This window comes from Streptomyces sp. NPDC088730 (genome assembly GCF_044751215.1).
In the GTDB taxonomy this organism is placed as follows: Bacteria; Actinomycetota; Actinomycetes; order Streptomycetales; family Streptomycetaceae; genus Streptomyces.
On the sequence record NZ_JBIVLK010000008.1, the window covers coordinates 134,142 to 158,151 of the forward strand.

The window sequence follows — 24,010 nt, forward strand, 5'->3', positions numbered from 1 at the left end:
TTTCGGAGGCCGCACGACGGTCATCCGCAGCGTACTGACCCCTGCACACGAACACGACAGTCTGGAGTGAGACCCATGCAGAACTGGCGCGAGCGGGCGGCATGCCGCGAAGAGGACCCGGACCTGTTCTTCCCCATCGGGACCACCGGCCCGGCGCTCGTACAGACCGAGGACGCCAAGGCGGTGTGCCGCGGCTGCCCGGTGCGGGCCGAGTGCCTGCGGTGGGCCCTGGAGAACGGCCAGGACACCGGCGTGTGGGGCGGTCTGGGCGAGGACGAGCGGCGCGCGCTGAAGCGGCGCAGCCGCCGGCGGGCCAAGGAGTACGGCTGACGCGGGGGCTCTCGTACCCCGGTTGCCGTCCCCGGTGATGATTGCGCCGCCACCGGGTACACGGTGAGTCATGGACACCACGGCCTGGCTCATCATCGGCGCGGTTCTCGTGCTGCTCACCGTGGGTATCGCCGGCGTCCTTCTGGTGCGGGTGTTCCGGGCCAGGAAGCTGCTGGTCGACGCCGGTATACCGCTGCAGAACAAGGCGCTGGTCTGGGCGGCGGTGATCTACACCGTGTCACCTGTCGACCTGCTGCCCGACCCCGTGTACCTCGACGACATCGGCTTCCTGATGCTGGCGCTGCGCTCCCTGCACGCGGCGGCGCGGGCTGCCGGGGTCGGCGGCCGCACCGAGGGGCCGGCCGAGTCCACCCGGCTCGCGCCGTAGCCCGCAGACCGCGCTGCGGCCACGTTCGCGGAACCCGTCACGTCAAGCTCGTTGACAGCTGAACAGCTACACGTCACTCTCCTGGGAGAGCGCTCTCCCATCCGGTTACGGGACACCGTCCCGCACTCTTCTGCCAGGAGAGAATGTGCACAGACCTAGCGCAGCCCTGCCCGCGAGACCGCGCACAGGCACGCTGTTGATCACTCTTCTCGCGCTTCTCGCGTCGTCGCTCGTGATGCTCACGGCGACCTCCGCCCGAGCCGCCGAATCCCTGCTCTCCCAGGGGAAGACCGCCACCGCCTCCTCCCACGAGGGGGACGGCTACCCGGCGTCGGCGGCCGTGGACGGGAACACGAGCGGCACCCGCTGGGCCAGTGAATGGAGCGACCCGCAGTGGATCCAGGTGGACCTGGGCGCCACCGCGGACCTGAGCAGGGTCGTCCTGACCTGGGAGTCCGCCTACGGCAAGGCGTACCGGATCGAGGCGTCCGACAACGGATCGGACTGGCGCACGCTCAAGACCGTCACCGACGGCGACGGCGGCACCGACGAACTGGCCGTCTCCGGATCCGGGCGGTACGTCAGGATGTACGGCACCGCCCGCGCCGGCGGATACGGCTACTCCCTCTGGGAGTTCCAGGTGTACGGCAGCGCCGACGGCACCCCGCCCGCCACCGGCGGAGCGGTCCGGGTCACCGGCCCGCAGGGCAACTGGCAGCTGACCGTCGACGGCAAGCCCTACCAGGTCAAGGGACTGACCTGGGGACCGTCCGTCGCCGACGCGGCACGCTACCTGCCCGACCTGAAGTCGATGGGCGTCAACACCATCCGCACCTGGGGCACCGACGCCTCCTCCAAGCCGCTGCTGGACGAGGCCGCGGCCAACGGCATCCGGGTCGTCAGCGGCTTCTGGCTCCAGCCGGGCGGCGGTCCCGGCAGCGGCGGCTGCGTCAACTACCTGACCGACGACGCGTACAAGGCGTCCTCGCTCACCGAGTTCGCCAAGTGGGTGGACACGTACAAGAACCACCCCGGCGTGCTCATGTGGAACGTCGGCAACGAGTCGGTGCTCGGTCTCCAGAACTGCTACAGCGGTGACGAACTGGAGAAGCAGCGCAACGCCTACACCGCCTTCGTCAACGACGTGGCGAAGAAGATCCACACGATCGACCCGAACCACCCGGTGACCTCGACCGACGCCTGGACGGGAGCCTGGCCGTACTACAAGCGCAACGCCCCCGACCTGGACCTGTACTCGGTCAACTCCTACGGCGACATCTGCGGGGTGCGCGGCGCGTGGGAGTCCGGCGGCTACACCAAGCCCTACATCATCACCGAGGGCGGCCCGGCCGGTGAGTGGGAGGTCCCCGACGACGCCAACGGCGTCCCGGACGAGCCCACCGACGTGCAGAAGGCCGAGGGCTACACCAAGGCCTGGAACTGCGTCACCGCCCACCGGGGCGTCGCCCTGGGCGCCACGCTCTTCCACTACGGAACGGAGCACGACTTCGGCGGCATCTGGTTCAACGTGGTGCCCGACGGCAAGAAGCGGCTCTCGTACTACGCGCTGAAGAAGGCGTACAAGGGCTCCACCGCCGGGGACAACACCCCGCCCGTCATCAGCAACATGACGGTCCAGAACGCCAACGGCGCGCCCGCCGGCAAGGAGTTCACCGTCGGCGCCGCCATCCGGGACCCGGACAACGACGCGCTGACGTACAAGATCTATCTGAGCGGCAACTACGCCACCGGAGACAAGGCCCTGGTCGAGGCCGACTGGCGCGCCACGGGCAACGGCACCTTCGCGGTGAAGGCGCCGGAGCGGCTCGGGGTGTGGAAGGTCTACATCCAGGCCGAGGACGGACACGGCAACGCCGGCATCGAGACCAAGTCGGTGAAGGTCGTGGTGCCGCCGGTCACCGGCACCAATGTGGCGCTCGGCCGCCCGGCCACCGCCACCTCGGCCCAGGCCGGCAGCACCGGCTGCCCCTGCACCCCCGCGATGGCGGTCGACGGCAGGACCGACACCCGGTGGGCCAGCGACTGGAGCGACCCCCAGTCGATCCAGGTCGACCTCGGTGAGCGCAAGTCCTTCCGCCACCTCCAGCTGGTGTGGGACCCGGCCTACGCGAAGTCGTACGAGGTCCTGGTCTCGGACGACGGCAGCAACTGGCGCTCGGTGTACTCCACCACCAGCGGGAACGGCGATGCCGACGATCTCGACATCGCCCAGACGGCCCGCTACGTGAAGCTCAACCTCACGCAGCGGGGCACGGCCTGGGGCTACTCGCTCTGGGAGTTCGGCATCTACAGCTGATCACCCGGCGGCGCCGGTGAGGGGAGTCCGCCTCACCGGCGCCGCGCCCCCGCGGGGCGTGTCGTCGGCGCCGCCGGGGCAGGGGAACGGCATGGTGATGACATGAACGTCGCAGATATTCTGGTGGATGGATACACCCGCGTCCGGGAGACGGTGCACGCGGCCGTCGAGGGCCTCGAACCCGACGACCTCCACGCCCGCCTCGACAAGGGGGCGAACTCGATCGCCTGGCTCGTCTGGCACCTGACCCGGGTCCAGGACGACCACATCGCGGACGCGGCCGGCCTCGCACAGGTCTGGTCGGCCCAGGACTGGTCCGCCCGCTTCGATCTGCCCTTCGCGGAGGACGCCACCGGCTACGGGCAGAGCAGCAAGCAGGTCGGGGAGGTGAAAGTGGACTCGGCGGAGCTGCTGATCGGCTACCACGACGCGGTGCACCTCCAGACCGTCAGCTTCCTCCAGGGCCTCGACGGCAAGGCGCTGGACCGCGTCGTGGACGAGGCCTGGTCGCCGCCGGTCACCCTGGGCGTCCGGCTGGTCAGCGTGCTGTCGGACGATCTCCAGCACGCCGGGCAGGCCGCCTTTGTCCGGGGAGCGCTGGAGCGCCGGTAGACGCCGGTCAGGCGGCGTGCGGGGCAAGCGGTCCGCGGGTGCGGGCGTAGTGCCCCGGACTGGTGCCCACGACGCGCTTGAAATGCCGGGCCAGGTGGGACTGGTCGTAGAAACCGGCCGACGTCGCCACGTCGGGTCCCGGCAGTCCCTGGAGGAGCAGCCGGCGCGCGAGGTCGACCCGGCGCCCGGTCACGTACTGGTGCGGCGCCATCCCGAACTCCCGGCTGAAGGCCCGCACCAGATGCGTGTGGTGGGCGTGCAGGCGCTGCGCCGCCTCCTGGAGCGTGATGCCCGTCACGAACCGTTCGTCGAGGAGATCGCGCAGCCGGTGGGCGACCCTGTGGTCGTGCACGTACCGGACGGGCTCCAGCCGGTTGCGCAGATGCTGGTCGAGCCGCTCGGCGACCAGGGCGAGCCGGCTCGCCGCCTCCAGTTCGTCGCCCGGCCGGGAGAGCGTCGTGTGGAGCCTGGCGATCCGGCGCCGCAGCGCCGGATCGTGCAGCACGGGGCTGTCCACGGCCATCCCGATCAGCTGCTCGTCGACCTGCCCGGTGTTGAGGTACAGGACGCGTTTGCGGAAGCCCTCGGCGGTCGCGGCGCCGCCGTTGTGCGGAATGTGCGGCGGCAGCAGCGTCACCACATGGCTGAGCACGCCGTGCTCGTGGTGGTCCAGGTCGTAGCGGACCATGCCCTCGTCCACGATGAGCAGGGTCCACGCGTCATGGGTGTGCATGGGGTAGGAGTGATCGATGAAGCGGGCGTGGAAGACCTCTTCGATCCCCTCCACGGGCGGACACCACGCGGTGATGTCCGGACGAGCAGTCATGCACCGATCGTACGCCCGGCGGCATGTCGCCCGGTCGCTCCCCGGCAGCATGCAAAGTTCGTACAAGACGGCCCGGGGGAGGGGCGGGCAGGCTCGGGGCCATGACACACGAACCCGCCCCCGTCCGCTTCGACACCAAGATCGCCGTACTGCTCCGGGACGACCTGCTGACCTGGCAGCGGCTGAACGTCACGGCCTTCCTGGTCAGCGGGCTCGGCACGGCGGTGCCCGAGCTCGTCGGTGAACCGTACGCAGACGCCGACGGCACCCCCTACCTGCCGATGTTCCGCCAGCCGGTCCTGGTCCTCGAAGGCGGGAAGCAGGTACTGACCGCGGCCCGCACCCGCGCGATCGGCCGGGGCGTGCCGCTCTCGGTGTTCACGTCCGACCTCTTCTCGACGGGCAACGACCGGGACAACAGGGCAGCCGTCCGGGCGGTGCGGGGGGACGGGATGGACCTGGTCGGGCTGGCCGTGCACGGCCCCCGCAACGCCGTGGACAAGATCCTCAAGGGCGCGTCCATGCACTCCTGAACGCGGTCGCCGCCGGCCCGGCGTGGCCGGGGCCGGCGGCGCGTCCGGACCCCGTCACACGGTGCGTTCGACGAAGTAGGGAAGCAGCGCGAGGAGCTCCCCGGCCGCCTCCGGCTCCAACGCGACGCTCTCCAGGCAGGCGCGGGCACTGTCCAGGTGCCGATGGGCCTCGGACACGGCGGCAGCCCGCCCGCCGGCCTCTTCGACCAGACCGGCCGCGCGCCGGGCCGCCGCGTCGTCGAGCGGCTCGCCGGTACGCAGCAGCGCGCCCAGTTCCTCTGCCGCCCGGCCGCCCGCCGCGAGGGCGGTGAGGACGGGGTACGTCTTCTTCTGCCGGCGCAGATCGCCGTGCACCGGCTTGCCCGTGACCTCCGGGTCGCCCCAGATGCCGAGCACGTCGTCCATGGCCTGGAAGGCGACCCCGAGATGGCGGCCCGCCGAGGTGAGGGCGTCGACAGCCGTCCGTCCGGCCCCGCCGAGCACGGCGCCCAGACCGGCGGCGCAGCCGAGCAGCGAGCCTGTCTTGTACTCGGCCATCAGCCGGTACTCGTGCGGCCGCACGGCATCGGGCCCGGTCCAGGGCCGGGACTCGAAGAGCAGGTCGTCGGCCTGGCCTCGGACCAGGTCGTTCAGCGTCCCGGACAGCAGCCGCACCGCCTGCACGCAGTGCGCGCCGGGGGCGTCCGCCAGGGTCTGCACGGCCAGTGCGAATTGCGCGTCGCCCGCCAGGACGGCGGGCCCGGTCCCGTAGGCCTTCCAGGCGGTCGCGCGCTGCCTGCGGGTCTCGTCGCCGTCCATGATGTCGTCGTGGAGCAGGGAGAAGGTGTGGATCAGCTCGACCGCGACGGCGCCCCGTACCGCGCTCCGCGCGTGCGCGCCGACGGCCTCCGCGCCGAGCACGGCGAGGGCCTGCCGGATGCCCTTGCCCTGCGCACCGGGGACGGTCCGGCCACCGGGTCCGTCCCAGCCGAGCGAGAACGCGGTGATCTCGGCGTGCCAGGGATGCAGCTGCCGCACGGCCCGCTCCAGACCGGGCCGGACGAGAGTGCGGCAGCGGGCGAGTATCTCCGGCACCGTGGCCTGCTGGGTCACCGGCGGTGTCATCGGCGGCCGGCTTCCCCGGCCACCGTGTCACCGGCCGGTGTCACGCCGAGTTCCGTGTAGGCCTTGTCGACCATGTCACGGGCGTTGAGCAGTCCGATGCGGTCGAGCGTGACCCGCAGACCGTCCAGCTCCGCGGCGGTCTGCGCGCGGTCCCGGCCCAGCCGGGCGCGCGACTTGACCAGACCGAGGCGGGCCAGCGCTTCGCCCCGCGGCTCGGTCATCGCCCGGAATTCCCCCAGCGCCTCCTCGTAGACCTGCCGGGCCTCCTCGTACCGCCCGGCGCGGTAGAGCACGTTGGCGCGCATCTTGTGGTTGTAGGCGAGGGCGCTGGACAAGTTCATTTCGCGACAGGTCAGTTCGGCCTCGGACAGCAGGGCGAGCGCCCGCTCGGGATCGTTGTCCCGTACCGAGATGATGTCGGCCATGCCGCGCAGGGCCCAGGCCCTGCCCCGCCGGTCGTCGGCGTGCCCGGCCAGCTGCGCCGCCTCCTCGAACATCTCCAGGGCGGTGTCGAACGAGCCGGTGTTGCGGTGTATCTGCGCGATGCCTTCCAGGGCCCAGACGGTGTGCCGCGCCTCGCCCCGGGCCCGCGCCTCCGCGAGGAGCTGCTCGTGCAGCGCCGCGACGGTCCGGTAGTCGCCCTGTATCCGCCCGGTCTCCGCGAGCCCGGCGAGCGAGTAGCCCCGGGCGACCACATCGCCGCCCTTCTTGCCGAGGTCCGCCGCCAGGCCCAGCAGCCGGAAGGCGAGTCGCAGCGCGCCCCGCTGGCGGGCGAGGGTGCCGCCGCTCCACAGCGCCCAGGCCATCGCCCCGGTGTCCCCGGCCGACCGGGCCGCGCGGTAGCTGGCCTTCCAGGCGCGGTCGGCGTCCTGCACATGGCCCAGCCTGCGGTGCGCCTCGGCCACCGCGAGACCGGTGCGGGCCACCTCCTGCTGGGAGCCGGCGAGTTCGGCCGCCCTCAAGTGGCGTTCCCCCTCGGCCAGTACGTCGGTGAGGGAGGCGTTCACGGACATCTTCGTGAGGGCGCCCTGGTACTCGGGCGCCAGCGCTTTGCTGTGCATGGGAGCCTTTCGCGCGAACGGGCCGGCCGCGTCAACTATACGCTTAATGTATACATGCAGTGCATAGTTACCCGGTGGTCCGACCTGTGCGCTCATGGGGGGTCGGAAGGGGTGTGTCGTGTGCGGCGTACCGCGTTGTTGTGGATCAAGACGGCTCTGGCCCGCTCACGGTTGCTTCGAGTTCGGTCAATCCGCACGGGCATTTTGCTCGGCGGCGTCCGGTGGGTCAGCCGGAGCGGTCGGCCAGGTGCTCGGTGAACCACTCCCGGGCCAGTTCCGCGACCTTGTCCAGGGCGCCCGGCTCCTCGAACAGGTGCGTCGCCCCTGCGACGACCTCCAGCCGGTTCTCGCAGCGCAGCGCCGACTTCGCCCGCTGGTTCAGCTCCAGTACCCGGGTGTCGCGGCCACCCACGACGAGCAGTGTCGGAGACCGGACGTCACCGAGGCGGGGTCCCGCCAGATCGGGCCGGCCGCCTCGGGAGACGACCGCCCCGATTCCCGTGCCGCGCGCCGCCCCCACGGCCGCGGCCGCCCGCAGCGCGGCGGCGGCCCCGGTGCTCGCCCCGAAGACACCCACCGGCAGGGACTCGCGACACAGCAGCCAGCCGGTGGCGTTCACCAGCCGTTCCGCCAGGGTCCCGATGTCGAAGACGTTGGCGCGGTCGGCCGCCTCGCCCGGTGTGAGCAGGTCGAAGAGCAGGGTGCCGAACCCCGCCCGGTGCAGGGCCGCCGCCACCGAGCGGTTGCGCGGACTGTGCCGGCTGCTGCCCGAGCCGTGGGCGAACACCACGAAAGCGCGGGCGGATCCGGCCGCGGTCAGCTCACCCGGCAGCCCGAGGCCGCCCGCCTCCACGTCCACCCCGACGGGCGTCGGCGCGGACGCCCGGTCCGCGGCCCGCGCCAGCAGTGCGACGACCTCCTCGTCGGGGGTCTGGCCGAAGTCCCGGTACCACTCACCCACCGCGGCGAACCGGAGCGGCGTGGACAGGCACACCAGCTCGTCCACCCGGCCGCGTACCCGCTCCGCGGCGTCCGGCGCCGCCACCGGCACGGCCAGCACGACGCGCGCCGCACCCTGCGCACGGGCCACCTCGCACGCGGCCAGGGCGGTGGAGCCGGTCGCGATGCCGTCGTCCACGATGATGGCGACGCGTCCCTCGAAGGGGATGCGCGGCCGGTCGCCCCGGAAGGCGCGGGCCCGCCGCCGCAGCTCCGCGCTCTCCGCGCGCTCCACCGAGGCGAGGTCCGCGGAAGAGGCTCCGCTGCGCCGCAGGATGTCCTCGCTGATGACCCGCACGCCGCCCTCGCCGATGGCGCCGAAGCCCAGTTCCGGGTGGCGCGGGACGCCGAGCTTGCGGACCACGATCACATCGAGCGGTGCGCCGAGCTCCTGGGCGACCCGGAAGGCCACCGGCACCCCGCCGCGGGGCAGGCCCAGCACGACGGGATCGCTTCCCGCCAGCGGGCGCAGAGCCGCCGCGAGCCGCTTTCCCGCGTCGGCGCGATCGGAGAACAGCACGGGGACTCACCCCAGACCGGGAGAGGAGGGACAGCCGTCCGCAGACCTGCTTCGAGTCGACACCGTGCACCACGGGACCGCAAGCCGGCGGCGGGGCCCGTTCCGCCGGGAACGGCCTCCTGGGAGGCCGTGGCCCGTTACAGGACGGAGCGTGCCACCCGGAACCCGGTGTCGTCGATCCGGAACGTCGGGTGGCTGCGCCGCCGCACCGATGCCCGGCAGCTCCAGTGCTCGTCGAACCAGCCGCCGCCGCGCAGCACCCGGTAGCTGCCGTACACCTCGGCGTCGTAGACGTCCCAGCACCATTCCCAGACATTGCCCAAGGTGTCGTACAGCCCCCAGCCGTTGGGCTTTCTGCCGCCCACCTCGTGCATCCGCTCCCGCGAGTTGCCGCGGTACCAGGCGATCTCGTCGAGCTCCCCGTAACGCGCGCCCGTCGTGCCGGCGCGGCAGGCGTGTTCCCACTCGGCCTCCGTGGGCAGCCGGTACCCGTCGGCGCCGCTGTCCCAGGTCACGTCTCCGGCGGACTCCACGCCCTCGGCCCCGGGGCGGACGCGGTAGGCGGGGGTCAGCCCGGCTCGTACCGACAGGGCGTCGCAGAACCGGACCGCGTCCAGCCAGGAGACGCCCTCGACCGGCAGCCGGCCGCCCTGTGCGGCGGCCGGGCGCTCGCCGGTGACCTGGGCGTACAGGTCCTGGGTGACCACGGACGCGGCGATCCGGTACGGGGCGAGAGCGACCGTCCAACTGCGTTGAGTACGCCGGTCGGAGAGGGTGACCCGGCCCGCCGGGACGGTGATCAGCTGGATGTCCGTGACTGTGTCCATGGAGCACTGATCGTATCAACGCCGCCGAGGGCGGAGCCCGTTCGGAGCGGCCGGGTCAGCCCGCCGACGCCTCGCGGGTGATCGTGTCGAACCGCGCGCCCATGGCCGCCGCCAGCGCCTGCGCCCCGGACAGCGGCCGGACCATCACCGTCATGTCGTCGATCTGGCCGGCCTCGTTCAAGTGCAGGAAATCGCAGCCGCTGATCTCCCGGTCACCCACCTTCGCGACGAAGACGAGCGCGTGGTCGCGTCCGTCTGTACTCGCCATCTCCCGGACGTACCGGAAGTCCGAGAACACCTCGGTGACCGCGCGCAGGATCGCGGCGGTGAGGGGCCTGCCGGCGTACGGCTTGAACGCCACCGGGCTGGTGAAGACGACGTCCTCGGCCAGCATCGCCTCGATCGCCTCGGGATCGCGCGCCTCGACGGCTTCGCGGAAGGGGTGCATGCGGCGCTCCGTAGTCAATTTGTTGAATAGGCGTGAAAGAGATTAATCACACCGGTGTTAACGTGTCCAGATGTCTCTGAAGTACGCCGTCCTGGCGGCCCTGCTGGAAGGCGAGGCCTCCGGCTACGACCTGGCCAAGGTCTTCGACGTCTCGGTGGCGGACTTCTGGTCCACCACCCCGCAGCAGCTCTACCGGGAGCTGGACCGGCTGGCGGGGAGCGGCCTGATCGAGGCACGGGTGGTCGAGCAGCAGCGCAGGCCGAACAAGAGGATGTTCACCCTCACGGAGGCGGGCCGCGCCTCGCTGGCCGCGTTCACCGCCGAACCGCCCCGCCCCATCGCCATCCGGGACGAGCTCCTGGTCATGACCCAGGCGGTGGACGCCGGCGACCAGGACGCGGTACGCGCCTCGGTCGCGGAGCGTATGGAGTGGGCGCGCGCCAAGCTCGCCCGCTACGAACGGCTCAGGGACCGCCTGCTGGACGGCCGCGACGAGGAGACCTACCTGGCGGAGACCGACCGCGTCGGCCCCTATCTGACGCTGATGCGCGGACGGTCCTTCGAGGCGGAGAACCTGCGCTGGGGTGAGCGTGTGCTGCGGATCCTGGAACAGCGGGCGACTCAACGGCGTTGTCAGACCCCTCGGTTAGGTTCTTCCCATGACTGAATTCGTACTGGTGGCGGGTGCCTGGCTGGGAGCGTCGGCATGGGACGAGGTGGTGCCCGGACTGCGCGCGGCCGGACACGGCGCCCACCCGGTGACCCTGACCGGCGTCGGGGAGAAGAGAGGGCTGCCGGCCGGCCCGGGTACGCATGTGGCCGACATCGTCGACGAGGTGGAGCGCCTCGGCCTGCGCGACGTCGTCCTGGTCGGCCACAGCTACTCGGGCATCCCGGTCGGCCAGGCCGCCGGCCGCATCGGTGACCGGCTGGCCCGCGTCGTCTTCGTGGACGCCGTCGTTCCGGCCGACGGCGAGTCGTTCGTCTCGGCCTGGTGGCAGGGCCCGGCCGCGCTGGAGGCCGAGCTCGCGGGCAACGGAGGCCTCTGGGCGCCGCCGCCCCCGGCCGACTTCGAGGGCCAGGGGCTCACCGAGGAGCAGATCGCGCGGATCGTGGCCGACGCGACACCGCACCCGGGCGCCTCACTGAGCGATCCCGCCGTCCTCGCGCGCCCGCTCGACGATCTCCCGGCCACCTACCTCAAGTGCCTGCTCGACGGGCCGGAGCCGAGCGACGACGTGGCCGCGCTGCTGACCGGCGACAGCTGGGAGCTGGTCACCCTGGACACCGGGCACTGGCCGATGTACTCCCGGCCGGCGGAGCTCGTCCGCATCCTCACCGGGGCGGCCGAGCGGCGGGCCTGAGCGGGCGCCGGGCCGCCCCGGTGGCCCGGTAACGCCCGCCGCTCCCGCCACGAACAGTCGATCAGTACGCGCGCTCCCGCGCTGTTCCGGGCTGCAATGGACGGGTGACCGCGCCCCCGGACGACTGCCTCGCGCGCAACGAATGGATCTGCGGCGCCTACCTGAGCAGCCGTCGGCACATCCTGTGGGAGGCGGTGCTCCAGCATCTCCAGCTGACCGTGATCGCTGTGCTCATCGGCCTGGTGATCGCCCTGCCGCTCGCCCTCGCCGCCCGCCGCTGGCGCTGGGCGGCGGGTCCGGTGCTCGGGGTCACCACCATCCTCTACACCGTGCCGTCCCTCGCGATGTTCTCGCTGCTGCTGCCGGTGTACGGACTCTCCGCGGCGCTCGTCGTCGCGGGACTCGTCCTGTACTCCCTCACCCTCCTCGTACGGAACATCCTGGCCGGACTCAGAGCCGTACCGGAGGAGACCCGGCAGGCGGCCCGCGGCATGGGATACGGACCCGTACGGCTGCTCGTCGCCGTGGAACTGCCCCTCGCCCTGCCCGCCGCCATGGCGGGCCTGCGCATCGCCACCGTCTCCGCGGTCTCCCTGGTCACCATCGGCGCGATCGTCGGCTACGGCGGACTCGGCAACCTCATCTACTCCGGGATGAACACCTACTTCAAGGCCCAGGTGCTCACCGCGTCCGTCCTCTGCGTCGTCATCGCCGTCGCCGCCGACCTGCTGCTCCTCCTCGTGCAGCGCCTGCTGACCCCCTGGACCCGGAGGCAGTCGTGAACACCCTCTCCAAGGCCTGGTCCTGGCTCACGACCTCCGCGCACTGGTACGGCGACGACGGCATCTGGACCCGGCTCGGCCAGCACCTCTACCTCACCGTCGTCTGCCTGCTGATCAGCTGCCTCATCGCGCTGCCGGTGGCTCTGGTCCTCGGCCACCTCGGCAGGGGCGGGGCCCTCGCCGTCAACATCTCCAACGTCGGCCGGGCCGTCCCCACCTTCGCCGTCCTGGTACTGCTCCTGCTCACCCCGGTCGGCCGGTTCGGAGAGGGGCCGACCATCGTCGCCCTCGTCCTGTTCGCCGTACCGCCGCTGCTCACCAACGCCTACGTCGGCATGCGGGGGGTCGACCAGGACGTGGTGCGGGCGGCCCGGGGCATGGGGATGACCGGCAGACAGCTGCTGTTCCAGGTCGAGGTGCCGCTCGCCCTGCCGCTCATCCTGACCGGTGTCCGGATCGCGGCCGTGCAGCTCGTCGCCACCGCCACCATCGCCGCCCTGGCGGGCGGCGGCGGCCTGGGCCGGATCATCACGGCAGGCTTCAACCTCGCCTCCACCGCCCAGGTGGTCGCGGGAGCGGTCCTGGTGGCCGTGTTCGCCCTGATCGTCGAAGGGCTCTTCGAGCTGGCGCAGCGGTTCGCGCCCGACTGGGTCCGCGAGGGGAACGCCGGATGAGGGCCCGCCGCACGCTCCCCGCGATCCTGCTCCTCGCGCTGCCGGTGACCGCCTGCACCACCGGACCGGCGCTGGAGAACCAGGGTGCCGTCACCGCGCCGCCCGGCGACAGCAGACACCTCACCATCGGCTCCGCGGGCTTCACCGAGAGCGATCTGCTCGCCCAGATGTACGCCCTGCTGCTCGACCGGGCCGGATACTCCACGAAGATCATCTCCGTCACGAACCGGGAGATCTACGAACCGGCGCTGGAGAGCGGCCAGATCGACGTCGTACCGGAGTACGCCGCCACCTTCGCCGACTGGCTGAACGCCAAGAAGAACGGCGCCGGCGCCGCCCCCGCCGGCTCCCCGGACCTCGCCGCCACCATGAAGGCCCTGCGCGCCCTGGCCGCCCCGCGCGGCCTCACCGTGCTGGACCCCGGACGCGCCGTTGACCAGAACGCCTTCGCGGTCACCTCCGCGTACGAGAAGAAGCACCACCTGAAATCGCTGAGCGACCTGGGTGAATCAGGGCTGCCGGTCCGGCTGGCGGCAGGTGACGAATGCGTGCAGCGCCCGTACTGCGCACCGGGCCTGAAGAAGACGTACGGCATCGACATCACAGCCGTCGACCCCAAGGGCGTCGGTACCACCCAGGCCAAGCAGGCGGTCCAGAGCGGCCGGGACCAGATGGTGCTGACCACCACCACCGACGCCACCCTGGACGAGTTCGGACTCGTCCTGCTCGCGGACGACAAGCACCTGCAGAACGCCGACTACCTCGTTCCCGTCGTCAACCGGTCCCGGGCGGGCAGCGAGGGCGTGCGCAAGGCGCTGGGTAGGCTCAACACCGTACTGACCACCGCGGACCTGGCCCGGATGAACACCCAGGTGGACAGCTGGCGACGGCTCCCGGAGGACGTGGCCCGCAACTATCTGCGGTCCGAGCACCTCATTCCGGCCGGCTGAGCGCTACCGGAACCGGTCAGGACACCTGGTCCGGTCGCGTCCGGTCGGCGCGGTCCGATGAGTTCGCGCCTCCGGTGGAGTCATCCTGGTGGACCCCACACCTGAGAAGGCGGAGCGATGAGCACCCTGCGCGAAGTACTCGAAACGCATGTCCGTCACGGCTCTGTGCCGGGCGCGGTGGGGCTGGTGGCCCGCGGTGAACGCGTCGAGGTGGCGGCCGCCGGTTCCGCCCTCACCGACGGCAGCGCGCCGATGGCCCGGGACTCGATCTTCCGGATCGCCTCGATCACCAAGCCGGTCACCGCGGCGGCGGCCATGATGCTGATCGAGGACGGCCGGATCGCGCTCTCGGACCCGGTCGGGCCCTGGCTGCCCGAACTGGCCTCACCGAAGGTCGTACGCACCCCGGAAAGCCCGGTCGACGACGTGGTGCCGGCCGCCCGGCCGATCACCGTGTTCGACCTGCTCACCTTCCGTGCCGGGTACGGATTCCCGTCCGACTTCTCGCTGCCCGCTCTCGCGCCGCTGCTCGGCGAGCTGCACCAGGGCTCGCCGGAGCCGGCGGGCGTCGCCGCCCCGGACGAGTGGATGGCCGCGCTGGCCCGCATTCCGATGCTCCACCAGCCGGGGGAGGCGTGGCTGTACAACACCTGCTCGGACATCCTGGGCGTCCTGATCGCCAGGGTCTCCGGCCAGTCGCTGCCGGAGTTCATGGCGGAGCGGCTGTTCGAACCGCTCGGGATGGCCGACACCGGCTTCACCGTCCCGGCGGACCGGCTCGACCGGTTCACCGGCTACTACCGGGCGGGCGCGGACGGCGCACCGGAACTGGTGGACGCCCCTGACGGGCAGTGGAGCAGCATGCCGGACTTCCCGTCCGGGGCAGGCGGACTCGTCTCGACCGTCGACGACTGGTACGCGTTCGGCCGGATGCTGCTCGACGAGGGGACCGTCGGCAGCCGCGGCCTGCTGACGCCCGAATCGGTGCGGCAGATGACGACCGACCATCTGACCCCTGCCCAGCGTGCGGCCAGCGGGCTGTTCACCGAGGGGCAGGGCTGGGGGTTCGGCGGTGCGATCGACGTCGAGACCCTCGATCCCTGGAACGTGCGGGGGCGCTACGGCTGGGTCGGTGGTACCGGCACGACGGCGCACGTCATCCCGTCCACCGGCACGGTCGCCGTCATGCTCAGCCAGGTCGCGATGGCGGGCCCCACCCCGCCGGTCATGATGCGGGACTTCTGGCAGCACGCGGCGGCTCCTCACTAGAGTCGCCCGCATGCCTGAGCACGCCTACCTCGCCGCCGTCCGGGAGTCGTACGACACCGTCGCCTCCGACTACTTCGAACGGGTCAAGCCTCCGGAGGAGCTCGATCCGCTGTCGCGGGGCATGCTGAACGTCTTCGCGGAGACGGTGCGAACGGCCGCGCTCGGGCCTGTCGCCGATCTGGGCTGCGGGCCCGGCAGAGTCGCGGCCTACCTCGCCGGGCGGCAGGTGGACGTATTCGGGCTGGACCTGTCGCCCGCCATGGTCGAGCTGGCCCGCGACGCCCACCCGGATCTGCGTTTCGGTGTCGGCTCGATGACCTCGCTCCCGGTCCGGGACGGCGGGCTCGGCGGCATCCTGGCCTACTACTCCACCCACCACACTCCACCGGCGCTGCTGCCCATGGTGTTCGGTGAGTTCCGGCGGACTCTCGCGCCGGGCGGCTCCCTGATGCTGGCGGGCCACGTGGGGGCCGGCCAGCACCTGCGTCCCACCCGGGCGTACGGCGGTCACCCCGTCTCCTACGAGTCGTACCTGCTGCCGCCCGAGCGGATCGCGGAGCTCCTGAAGCAGGCCGGGCTCGTCCTGACCGCGCGACTGGTGGAGGAACCCGGCGAAGGGGCCGAACGGACCTTCGCGACCTTCCTCGCCCGCAGGCCGAAGCGGCCCTGAGGCCGCAACCGTCCGGCGGCCCTGATCGCCGGAATGTCGGAGGGCTCTGGCAGCATCCCGGTCATGACCGACATCGATGACCTCGTGCAACGCGTCGCCGTCCGGGCCGCGTCGGACAACGAGGATCTTCCCGCGCCTGTCGACGATGCTCGAATAGCGCAGGCCGGGGCCCGGCTGGGCTTCGCGCTGCACCCCCTGCTCGCGCGCCTGTACCGAGAGGTCGCCGACGGCGGCTTCGGCCCCGAGTACCGACTGCTGCCGCTGCTGTCCGGTCCGGACGCCGGTGTCGTCGGCGAATACCTGAAGCGGCGTGCGGCATCCGTCGGCGTGGAGCACCCGGAGTGGCCCGAAGGCGTCGTGCCCGTCCTGACCTGGGGCTGTGGCATGTACGCGGGCGTCGACTGTTTCAGTGAGGACGGCCAGGTCCTGCTCTTCGAGCCGAACCCGTACGGCGGCGGATCCTGGGAGCAGTGCTGGTTCCTCGACTCAGCCGGCCTGGCGGAGTGGCTGGAGACCTGGCTCGCGGGGACGGGCTGGTTCGAGGAGGAGGCCTGCGAAAGGGACGACGTGGCCGAACCCGAGCCGTGGGAACAGGCCGGAAGCCGGCTGTCCGCCGGCGTGTAGACCCAGCGGGAGCGGGGGCGCGTATCCGTCAGGCGTCCGACACCGAGTCGAAGTCGACCTCGTCGCGCCCCACGCCCTGCGCGTCCGCGTCCACGGAGCGGCGAAGCGCCTCGTGCAGCTTCGCCGGAGTCAGCACGCCGAGGAACCGCGCCCCGTCCAGCACCGCCACCCAGCCGGCGTCGTGCTGGAGCATCTCGCTGAACGCCTGCTTCAACGGGGCGCCGACCGGCACCCACGCGTCCATCCGGCGGGCGAGCTCGCCCACCGTGCCGTGCTCCCCGGCGATGCGCAGCGCGTCCGCCGCCACCCAGCCGTGCAGTTCGCCCTCACCGTTGAGGACCACGGCCCACCGTGAGCCCGCGCCGCCGAGCCGGGCCGCCGCCACCGCGGCCGGCTCGTCGAGGCGGGCGACCGGGGGTTCCTCCAGGTCCTCCGGTTCGATCGTGGTGACCGAGAGCCGCTTGAGGCCCCGGTCGGCGCCGACGAACCGGGCCACGTACGGGGTCGCGGGGGACCCGAGCACCGCCCCCGGGCTGTCGAACTGCTCGATGCGGCCCTCCCCGTACACCGCGATCCGGTCACCCATCCGCACGGCCTCCTCGATGTCATGGGTGACCATCAGGACCGTCTTCCTGACCGTTGCCTGGAGGCTCAGGAACTCGTTCTGCAGTCGCTCCCGCACCACCGGGTCCACCGCGCCGAACGGTTCGTCCATCAGCAGCACCGGCGGATCGGCGGCCAGCGCGCGTGCCACGCCGACCCGCTGGCGCTGGCCGCCGGAGAGCTGGGCGGGGTACCGGGAGCCGTACGTCGCCGGATCGAGGCCGACCAGATCCAGCAGTTCGGCCGCCCGCTCCCGCGCCCTGGACCGCTTCCAGCCGACCAGTGCCGGGACCGTGGCGGTGTTGTCGAGGACCGTCCGGTGCGGGAAGAGCCCGACCTGCTGGATGACGTAGCCGATCCCGCGGCGCAGCTTCACCGGATCGACCGTCGAGACGTCCTCGCCGTTCACCAGGATCCGCCCGGACGTCGGCTCGATCAGCCGGTTGACCATCATCATCGTGGTGGTCTTTCCGCAGCCGGAGGGGCCGACCAGGGTCACGAGTTCACCCTCGCGGACTTCGAAGGACAGTTCGCGCACCGCCGTCGTGCCGTCCGGATAGACCTTGCCGACCTGCTCGAACCGGATCATGACTGCACGTTAGGAGGCAGCCGGGCCCGCCGCACACGGGCCGGGACTGTCCGGGTCACCCGGGTGTGCTGAACTGTCCGGGAAACATCGGATTCAGGAGCACCCTTGAACAGCTACCGCCAGCCCGGCGTCGTCCTCACCGACCACCACTTCACCGTGCCGCTCGACCACACCGACCCCGGCGGTGAGCGGATCGAGATCTTCGGCCGGGAGGTGGTGGCCGGTTCCAGGGCCGCGGAGGAGCTGCCGTGGCTGCTGTACCTGGAGGGCGGGCCCGGCTTCGGCGCCCGCCGCTTCACCGGTACGGAGGCCTGGCTGGGCCGCGCGGTGCGGGAGTTCCGGGTGCTGCTCCTGGACCAGCGCGGTACCGGCCTGTCCACCCCGGCCAACCGGCAGACACTGCCGCTGCGCGGCGGCCCGCGGGAGCAGGCCGACTACCTGACGCACTTCCGGTCCGACAGCATCGTGCGGGACTGCGAGCTGATCCGCCCGCAGCTGACCGGCGGCGCGCCCTGGACGGTGCTGGGCCAGTCCTTCGGCGGCTTCTGTGCCGTGCGCTATCTCTCCGCCGCGCCCGAGGGGCTCAGCACCGTCCTGATCACCGGCGGCCTGCCCTCGCTCGACGGCCACGCGGACGACGTCTACCGGGCGGCGTACCCGAGGATCGAGCGGAAGAACGCCGCGCACTACGCCCGCTACCCGCAGGACGTCGAGCGCGCCCGCGAGATCACCGCTCACCTCGCGGAGCACCAGCCCGAGAGCGCCGGACACCGGCTGACGCCAGAGGGGTTCCAGTCCCTCGGCATCATGCTCGGCGGTGGCAGCGGCAGCCACCAGCTCCACTACCTGCTGGAGAACGCCTTCGTCCGCACCGCGCACGGCACCGAGCTGTCCGACGCCTTCCAGGAGGCCATGCGCACGGCCTGTTCGTTCGCCGGGCACCCGCTGTACGCGCTCCTGCACGAGGCGATCTACGGCCGGGACGAACGCCCCACCGACTGGGCGGCCGAGCGGGTGCGCGCAGAGTTCCCGCAGTTCGACGCGGCGGCCGCGCTCCGGGGCGACGGCCCGGTCCTGTTCACCGGCGAGAGCATCCACCCCTGGCACTTCGACGTGGACCCGGCCCTGCGCCCGCTGCGCGAGACGGCCGAACTGCTCGCCACCCGCGGCGGCTGGGAGCCGCTGTACGACGTGGAGCGGCTGGCAGCCAACGAGGTTCCGGTGGCCGCCGCCGTCTACCACGACGACATGTACGTGGACACGGCCCACGCGCTGCGTACCGCCGCCTCGATCCGGGGGCTGCGTACCTGGGTGACCGACGAGTACGAGCACGACGGGCTGCGCGCGGGCGGCCCGAAGGTCCTGGACCGGCTGCTCGCCCTGGTGCGCGACGAGGTCTGAGACCGCGACGAGGTCTGAGCCCGCGAAGGGGTGCGGCCCGCGACGGAGCCCGGACGGTAACGGGGCCGGGCGGGTCAGCCCTGGAGGGCGTCGAGCGTCGCGTCCAGGCTCGCCACCGCCCGCGGGTCGCGGTTGTAGGGGAGCCTGGACAGGACCGCCGTGATGCCGCACCTGTCGGTCACCGCGGAGTACACGAGACCGGAGCCGATACCGGCGGACAGCCAGCGCGCGGCCGGATACCTGACCCCTGCCAGCAGTCCGGCCACCACCAGCGAACCGGCGGCGAGCCGCACCTGCCGCTCCAGCGGCCAGCCGGTCCGGGAGCCGGCGGGGCGGTCCAGGTCGCGTCCCTCGCCCTCCCAGGCGGAGGTGCCGCCGGTCAGAGTGGCGGCGTCGATGTCGGCCGCCGAGAGGATGTCGCAGGCCCGGGTGGAGCGGACCCCGGAGGCGCAGACGACGAGCAGTGCGCCGCGTGCGGAGGCGGACTTGAGCGCGGGGACGGCCTCGGAGAGGCGGTCGAGCGGGATGTTCAGGGCGCCGGGAACGTGCCCCGAGGCGTACTCGCCGGGACCCCGCACATCGATGACGGTGAACTCCGTGAGGCGGGCCGCGGCCTGGGCGGGGGAGAGCGATACGGGGCTGGTCACGAGCGGTGTTTCCTTTCGTTCACCGGGCGGGGCGGGTTCTCGTCCTCTCCTGCCCCGGACGGGCCAGGGTACCCGTCGGGGTATCCGAAGCCGTGGTGAACGGAGTCCGGGCGGGCCGCGCTCCGCCCGGCGGGGGCGCCGGTGCGGCGTCCCCGCCGGGCGGGTTCGTACGGGCCCCGGTCAGTCGGTGCCGAACTCCATGGCGGCGCGGTCGAGCATCTGGTCGTCGTCGCCCTCCGCGCGGTCGCGGGAGGCGATGACCTCGGCGCCGCCCTGCGGCATCGCGCCGATCAGCCCGGTCGAGGCCGCCTGGGCGGCGCCGATGAGCGTCTCGTGGGTGTTGCCGACGATGCCGAGATCGGCGTACTGCTCCAGCTTGGCGCGGGAGTCGGCGATGTCGAGGTTGCGCATGGTGAGCTGGCCGATCCGGTCCACCGGACCGAACGCGGAGTTGTCGGTGCGCTCCATGGACAGCTTGTCCGGGTGGTAACTGAACGCCGGACCGGAGGTGTTCATGATCGAGTAGTCCTCGCCGCGCCGCAGCCGCAGGGTCACCTCGCCGGTGACCGCCGCGCCGACCCAGCGCTGGAGGGACTCGCGGATCATCAGCGCCTGCGGGTCGAGCCAGCGGCCCTCGTACATGAGACGGCCCAGTCGCCGGCCCTCGTTGTGGTACTGCGCGACGGTGTCCTCGTTGTGGATCGCGTTGACCAGCCGCTCGTAGGCGGCGTGCAGCAGGGCCAGGGCCGGGGCCTCGTAGATGCCGCGGCTCTTGGCCTCGATGACCCGGTTCTCGATCTGGTCGGACATGCCCATACCGTGGCGGCCGCCGATGGCGTTCGCCTCCATCACCAGATCGACGGCGGAGGCGAACTCCTTGCCGTTGATCGTCACCGGACGGCCCTGGTCGAAGCCGATCGTGACGTCCTCGGTGGCGATCTCGACCTCCGGGTCCCAGAACCGCACACCCATGATCGGGTCGACGGTCTCGACGCCCGTGTCGAGGTGCTCCAGGGTCTTGGCCTCGTGGGTGGCGCCCCAGATGTTGGCGTCGGTGGAGTACGCCTTCTCGGTGCTGTCGCGGTAGGGGAGGTCGTGGGCGAGCAGCCACTCCGACATCTCCTTGCGGCCGCCCAGCTCATGGACGAAGTCCGCGTCGAGCCAGGGCTTGTAGATCCGCAGGTGCGGGTTGGCGAGCAGACCGTAGCGGTAGAACCGCTCGATGTCGTTGCCCTTGAACGTGGAGCCGTCGCCCCAGATCTGTACGTTGTCCTCCAGCATCGCCCGGACCAGCAGGGTGCCGGTGACGGCGCGGCCGAGCGGCGTGGTGTTGAAGTAGGCACGCCCGCCCGAGCGGATGTGGAACGCGCCGCACGTGAGCGCGGCCAGGCCCTCCTCGACCAGCGCCGCACGGCAGTCGACCAGACGCGCGATCTCGGCGCCGTAGGCCGACGCGCGGCCCGGGACCGACGCGATGTCGGGCTCGTCGTACTGGCCGATATCGGCGGTGTAGGTGCACGGGACGGCACCCTTGTCGCGCATCCAGGCGACCGCGACGGAGGTGTCGAGACCACCGGAGAAGGCGATGCCGACGCGCTCGCCGGCCGGCAGGGAGGTAAGAACCTTAGACATAGGAAGAGTATGCGCTATTACGCATGATCATGCAAAGTGGGGTCTGTGTACGCGCCGCGGGGGCGGGTCCGCGCGCTGATCCATCAGGGAGCGCGAGGCGGCCCTTAGCCTGCCGGTATGACCGAGCAGCTGGAATCCATGCCCGTGGACTGGCGGCGCGCGCTCGCCGTCGTGGCACACCCCGACGACCTGGAGTACGGCTGCGCGGCGGCCGTCGCCGTGTGGACGGACGAAGGGCGCGAGGTCGGCTATCTGCTGGCCACCCGGGGCGAGGCCGGCATCGACACCCTCGAACCGGAGAGGTGCGCACCGCTGCGCGAGCGGGAGCAGCGCGCGAGCGCGGCGGTCGTCGGGGTCTCCCGGGTGGAGTTCCTGGACCATCGCGACGGGGTGATCGAGTACGGCGTGCGGCTGCGCCGCGACATCGCGGCGGCCGTTCGCCGCCACCGGCCCGAGCTGATCGTCACGCTCAACCACCGGGACACCTGGGGCGGCGTCGCCTGGAACACCCCCGACCACCGCGCGGTCGGCCGGGCGGCCCTGGACGCGGCGGGCGACGCGGGCAACCGCTGGATCTTCCCGGAGCTGGCCGGACAGGGGCTCGAACCGTGGGACGGGGTGCGCTGGGTGGCCGTCGCCGGATCGGCCACGCCGACGCACGCCGTCGACGTGACGGCCGGACTCGAACGCTCCGTGCACTCGCTGCTCGCCCACCGCACGTACATCGAGGTGCTCACCGACCGGGACCCGGAGGAGTACTGCCGCGCCTTCCTGGCCGGCAACGCGGAGGCTTCGGGCGAGCGGTTCGGCGGCCGGCCCGCCGTCACCTTCGAGCTGTTCCCGCGCTGAGCCGGCCGGACCCTGGCCGCCCCGGACGCGCCGCCGTACCCTGTGCCGCACAACCTTTTCTGACGATGCGTCAGTTGACGGAGGGGGCGGCGGTGCTCGACATCCTCGATCACGGTATTCCGCAGGGCGAGGAGCGGATCACGCTCCGGATCGAGGACGGCGTCGGTGTGCTGACCCTCTGCCGCCCCGACCGGCTCAACGGCTGGAGCTGGGAGTCCAGCAGGCAGCTCGGCATCATGGCGGACCGGATCCGGTTCGACGGCTCGGTCCGGGCCGTTCTGCTGCGCGGCGAGGGCCGGGCCTTCTGCGCCGGGATCGACGTCACCGCGCCCGGTGGCGCCATCACCGGGCGTTCCCCCGCCGAGCGCACCCAGAACTACTACGAGGGCATCCGCTGGGTGCACGAACGCTTCGCCGCGTTCGCCGGGCTCCCGCAGCCGGTGATCGCCGCCGTCCAGGGCTACTGCCTCGGCTTCGGTTTCGAGCTGGCGCTCATGGCCGACATCCGGATCGCCGCCGACGACGCCGTGTTCGCGCTCCCGGAGGCCGGTATCGGGGTCGCCGTGGACGCGGGAGGCGACATGCGGATCGCCCGCGAGGCCGGTGCGGGCTGGGCGAAGTACCTCGCGCTCACCGGAAACCGGATCGACGCGCCGACGGCCGAGCGGATCGGGCTGCTCCAGAGGGTCACGCCGCTCGGGGAGCTGGAGGACGCCGCGCGGTCCGTCGCCGACGCGGTGGCGGCCAACGCCCCCTTGGCCGTCCGGCACATCAAGCGCTCGGTCGACGCCTTCGCGGACGCCGGGATGGCCGCCGCGCTCGACCGGACGGCGCTGGCGGCCGCGCTCACCCTCACCTCGCAGGACTGTGCCGAGGGCTATGCGGCCAAGGCCGCCCGCCGGCCGCCGCACTTCGAGGGCGGCTGACTCAGTGCCCGCCGGCGCCGGGCGGGGCGAACGGGCCACGGCCCAGCTGCTCACGCACCGGTACCACGGGCGGGGCCACCAGTGAGCGCCGCTGCCAGTTCGCGCCGTCGACCACGAGCGAGTGGCCGGATACGAAACCGGCGTACGGGGAGGCCAGGAACGTCGCTGCCCAGCCCAGTTCGCGCGGCAGGCCGACCCGGAGCGCGGGCTGCCGCGCGTCGTGCTCGTCACGCGGGCTGTTCTCCGCGGGCCGGCCGGGCTCGTTGTGCCCGGTGGGCTCGGCGGGCCGGTTGTGCTGCCTGTCCCCGGGACCCGCTTCGCCGGCCCGGTCCAGGTGGCCGCGGATGTCGGTGGTCATGTCCTCGTGCGGCATCAGCCCCGGCACCAGTCCGTTGATCCGGATCCCGTACGGACCCCACTCCACGGCGAGCGTCTCGACCAGGTTCTTGACCCCGGCCTTGGCGGCGGCCGAGTGGGCGTAGCCGGGGCCGCCGGTCCAGGCGTACGACGCCCCGACGCTGACGATCGAGCCCGCCGTGCCGGCCGCGAGGTGGCGCCGCCCGAACTCCCGGGTCATGAACCAGGTGCCGGTCAGCGTGATGTCGAGCACCGCCCGCCAGGCGTTCGGCGACAAGTCCTCTGCGGGGGAGGGGAAGTTGGCGGCCGCGTTGTTGATCAGTACGTCCGGCGGCCCCAGTTGGGCCTCGGCCGCGTCGAACACCGCCGCGATCCGGTCGGGGTCGCGGATGTCGGCCGGTGCGGTCATGACCCGGCCGCCGGTCAGCGGGGCCAGCTCGTCCCGGGCGGCGGCCAGCCGTTCGGCGTCGCGGCCGACCAGTACCAGATCCGCGCCCAGCCGGGCGAACTCGGCGGCTATCGCCTTGCCGAGCCCCGAGCCGCCGCCGGTCACCAGCACCACGACGCCGTCGTAGGTGCCGGGTGGTAACGCGCTGGCGCCCAGCGGGGGAGGAGCGGCGAATCCGGGGGTGTGCAGGGGCTCTGTCATGGCGCATAAGTACCGCGTCCGAAGGCAAAACTCCAGGTCCACGCAGTGATGTTGTCCAG

26 protein-coding genes are annotated in these 24,010 nt (G+C 72.1%); 16 read left to right on the forward strand and 10 right to left on the reverse strand.

The window, feature by feature from the left end; genetic code table 11:
• Positions 1 to 75 precede the first annotated feature (75 nt).
• The 4 genes from ACIP89_RS24000 to ACIP89_RS24015 all read left to right on the forward strand — a co-directional run bounded on the left by ACIP89_RS24000 (position 76) and on the right by ACIP89_RS24015 (position 3,647).
• Positions 76 to 330 carry a WhiB family transcriptional regulator gene (locus ACIP89_RS24000; protein ID WP_401924502.1) on the forward strand — a complete coding sequence of 85 codons (255 nt, stop codon included), beginning with the start codon at positions 76 to 78 and terminating at the stop codon, positions 328 to 330.
• A gap of 70 nt (positions 331 to 400) precedes the next feature.
• Positions 401 to 718, forward strand: a complete 318-nt coding sequence (locus ACIP89_RS24005) for a YkvA family protein (protein WP_401924500.1) — start codon at positions 401 to 403, stop codon at positions 716 to 718.
• Between the two features lie 145 nt (positions 719 to 863).
• Complete coding sequence (locus ACIP89_RS24010) at positions 864 to 3,035, forward strand: discoidin domain-containing protein (RefSeq protein WP_402116614.1); 2,172 nt, start codon at positions 864 to 866, stop codon at positions 3,033 to 3,035.
• 102 nt (positions 3,036 to 3,137) lie between these two features.
• Complete coding sequence (locus tag ACIP89_RS24015) at positions 3,138 to 3,647, forward strand: DUF664 domain-containing protein (protein ID WP_402116616.1); 510 nt, start codon at positions 3,138 to 3,140, stop codon at positions 3,645 to 3,647.
• Positions 3,648 to 3,654: 7 nt separating this feature from the next.
• Here ACIP89_RS24015 and ACIP89_RS24020 read toward each other — a convergent pair whose 3' ends face one another.
• Positions 3,655 to 4,473 (reverse strand): AraC family transcriptional regulator, encoded by an 819-nt coding sequence (locus ACIP89_RS24020; RefSeq protein WP_402116617.1) that lies wholly within the window; start codon positions 4,471 to 4,473, stop codon positions 3,655 to 3,657.
• Between the two features lie 101 nt (positions 4,474 to 4,574).
• Here ACIP89_RS24020 and ACIP89_RS24025 point away from each other — a divergent pair, with 101 nt between their 5' ends.
• Positions 4,575 to 5,006: a DUF2000 family protein gene (locus tag ACIP89_RS24025; RefSeq protein ID WP_402116618.1), complete on the forward strand. Its 432-nt coding sequence runs from the start codon at positions 4,575 to 4,577 to the stop codon at positions 5,004 to 5,006.
• 54 nt (positions 5,007 to 5,060) lie between these two features.
• On the opposite strand, the gene ACIP89_RS24030 is transcribed toward ACIP89_RS24025, so the two are convergent.
• From ACIP89_RS24030 to ACIP89_RS24050, 5 genes are all read right to left on the reverse strand, one after another.
• Positions 5,061 to 6,110: a polyprenyl synthetase family protein gene (locus tag ACIP89_RS24030; RefSeq protein ID WP_401924487.1), complete on the reverse strand. Its 1,050-nt coding sequence runs from the start codon at positions 6,108 to 6,110 to the stop codon at positions 5,061 to 5,063.
• Positions 6,107 to 7,171, reverse strand: coding sequence for a tetratricopeptide repeat protein (locus ACIP89_RS24035; RefSeq protein ID WP_402116620.1), 1,065 nt, complete (start codon positions 7,169 to 7,171; stop codon positions 6,107 to 6,109). Before ACIP89_RS24035 ends, ACIP89_RS24030 begins: the two co-directional genes overlap by 4 nt.
• 226 nt (positions 7,172 to 7,397) lie before the next feature.
• Entirely contained in the window at positions 7,398 to 8,690 is a 1,293-nt protein-coding gene (locus ACIP89_RS24040; protein ID WP_402116621.1) for a phosphoribosyltransferase family protein, read from the reverse strand.
• A 137-nt stretch (positions 8,691 to 8,827) separates the two neighbouring features.
• Positions 8,828 to 9,517: a formylglycine-generating enzyme family protein gene (locus tag ACIP89_RS24045; RefSeq protein ID WP_402116623.1), complete on the reverse strand. Its 690-nt coding sequence runs from the start codon at positions 9,515 to 9,517 to the stop codon at positions 8,828 to 8,830.
• A 55-nt stretch (positions 9,518 to 9,572) separates the two neighbouring features.
• Positions 9,573 to 9,965: a nuclear transport factor 2 family protein gene (locus tag ACIP89_RS24050; protein ID WP_402116625.1), complete on the reverse strand. Its 393-nt coding sequence runs from the start codon at positions 9,963 to 9,965 to the stop codon at positions 9,573 to 9,575.
• A 70-nt stretch (positions 9,966 to 10,035) separates the two neighbouring features.
• On the opposite strand from ACIP89_RS24050, the gene ACIP89_RS24055 reads away from it, so the two are divergent.
• From ACIP89_RS24055 to ACIP89_RS24090, 8 genes are all read left to right on the forward strand, one after another.
• A complete protein-coding gene (locus ACIP89_RS24055; RefSeq protein WP_402116626.1) occupies positions 10,036 to 10,632 on the forward strand; it encodes a PadR family transcriptional regulator in 597 nt (198 codons plus the stop codon).
• A complete protein-coding gene (locus ACIP89_RS24060) occupies positions 10,625 to 11,329 on the forward strand; it encodes an alpha/beta fold hydrolase (RefSeq protein ID WP_402116628.1) in 705 nt (234 codons plus the stop codon). The genes ACIP89_RS24055 and ACIP89_RS24060 overlap by 8 nt, the downstream gene beginning before the upstream one ends.
• 104 nt (positions 11,330 to 11,433) lie before the next feature.
• The gene (locus tag ACIP89_RS24065) at positions 11,434 to 12,111 is read left to right on the forward strand and encodes an ABC transporter permease (protein WP_401924471.1); all 678 of its coding nucleotides are present in this window, start codon (positions 11,434 to 11,436) and stop codon (positions 12,109 to 12,111) included.
• Positions 12,108 to 12,785: an ABC transporter permease gene (locus tag ACIP89_RS24070; protein ID WP_402116630.1), complete on the forward strand. Its 678-nt coding sequence runs from the start codon at positions 12,108 to 12,110 to the stop codon at positions 12,783 to 12,785. Before ACIP89_RS24065 ends, ACIP89_RS24070 begins: the two co-directional genes overlap by 4 nt.
• Complete coding sequence (locus tag ACIP89_RS24075; RefSeq protein WP_402116631.1) at positions 12,782 to 13,735, forward strand: ABC transporter substrate-binding protein; 954 nt, start codon at positions 12,782 to 12,784, stop codon at positions 13,733 to 13,735. The genes ACIP89_RS24070 and ACIP89_RS24075 overlap by 4 nt, the downstream gene beginning before the upstream one ends.
• A 117-nt stretch (positions 13,736 to 13,852) precedes the next feature.
• A complete protein-coding gene (locus ACIP89_RS24080) occupies positions 13,853 to 15,004 on the forward strand; it encodes a serine hydrolase domain-containing protein (RefSeq protein ID WP_402116633.1) in 1,152 nt (383 codons plus the stop codon).
• 10 nt (positions 15,005 to 15,014) lie between these two features.
• Complete coding sequence (locus ACIP89_RS24085) at positions 15,015 to 15,674, forward strand: class I SAM-dependent methyltransferase (protein ID WP_402116635.1); 660 nt, start codon at positions 15,015 to 15,017, stop codon at positions 15,672 to 15,674.
• Between the two features lie 63 nt (positions 15,675 to 15,737).
• The gene (locus ACIP89_RS24090) at positions 15,738 to 16,298 is read left to right on the forward strand and encodes an SMI1/KNR4 family protein (RefSeq protein WP_402116637.1); all 561 of its coding nucleotides are present in this window, start codon (positions 15,738 to 15,740) and stop codon (positions 16,296 to 16,298) included.
• Positions 16,299 to 16,326: 28 nt separating this feature from the next.
• Here the strand turns inward: ACIP89_RS24090 and ACIP89_RS24095 are convergent, their stop codons facing one another.
• Positions 16,327 to 17,490, reverse strand: coding sequence for an ABC transporter ATP-binding protein (locus ACIP89_RS24095; protein ID WP_402116638.1), 1,164 nt, complete (start codon positions 17,488 to 17,490; stop codon positions 16,327 to 16,329).
• A gap of 105 nt (positions 17,491 to 17,595) precedes the next feature.
• On the opposite strand from ACIP89_RS24095, the gene ACIP89_RS24100 reads away from it, so the two are divergent.
• Positions 17,596 to 18,891 carry an alpha/beta fold hydrolase gene (locus ACIP89_RS24100; RefSeq protein WP_402116640.1) on the forward strand — a complete coding sequence of 432 codons (1,296 nt, stop codon included), beginning with the start codon at positions 17,596 to 17,598 and terminating at the stop codon, positions 18,889 to 18,891.
• A 74-nt stretch (positions 18,892 to 18,965) separates the two neighbouring features.
• On the opposite strand, the gene ACIP89_RS24105 is transcribed toward ACIP89_RS24100, so the two are convergent.
• A complete protein-coding gene (locus tag ACIP89_RS24105) occupies positions 18,966 to 19,538 on the reverse strand; it encodes a rhodanese-like domain-containing protein (RefSeq protein WP_402116642.1) in 573 nt (190 codons plus the stop codon).
• Between the two features lie 180 nt (positions 19,539 to 19,718).
• Positions 19,719 to 21,170, reverse strand: coding sequence for an argininosuccinate synthase (gene argG / locus ACIP89_RS24110; RefSeq protein WP_401924448.1), 1,452 nt, complete (start codon positions 21,168 to 21,170; stop codon positions 19,719 to 19,721).
• Positions 21,171 to 21,287: 117 nt separating this feature from the next.
• Here argG and ACIP89_RS24115 point away from each other — a divergent pair, with 117 nt between their 5' ends.
• Both ACIP89_RS24115 and ACIP89_RS24120 read left to right on the forward strand, forming a co-directional pair.
• Positions 21,288 to 22,019: a PIG-L deacetylase family protein gene (locus tag ACIP89_RS24115; RefSeq protein ID WP_402116643.1), complete on the forward strand. Its 732-nt coding sequence runs from the start codon at positions 21,288 to 21,290 to the stop codon at positions 22,017 to 22,019.
• A gap of 65 nt (positions 22,020 to 22,084) precedes the next feature.
• On the forward strand, positions 22,085 to 22,945 hold the full coding sequence (locus tag ACIP89_RS24120) for an enoyl-CoA hydratase/isomerase family protein (RefSeq protein WP_401926348.1): 861 nt from the start codon (positions 22,085 to 22,087) through the stop codon (positions 22,943 to 22,945).
• A gap of 1 nt (position 22,946) precedes the next feature.
• Here the strand turns inward: ACIP89_RS24120 and ACIP89_RS24125 are convergent, their stop codons facing one another.
• Entirely contained in the window at positions 22,947 to 23,951 is a 1,005-nt protein-coding gene (locus tag ACIP89_RS24125; protein ID WP_401926346.1) for an SDR family oxidoreductase, read from the reverse strand.
• Positions 23,952 to 24,010: the final 59 nt, after the last annotated feature.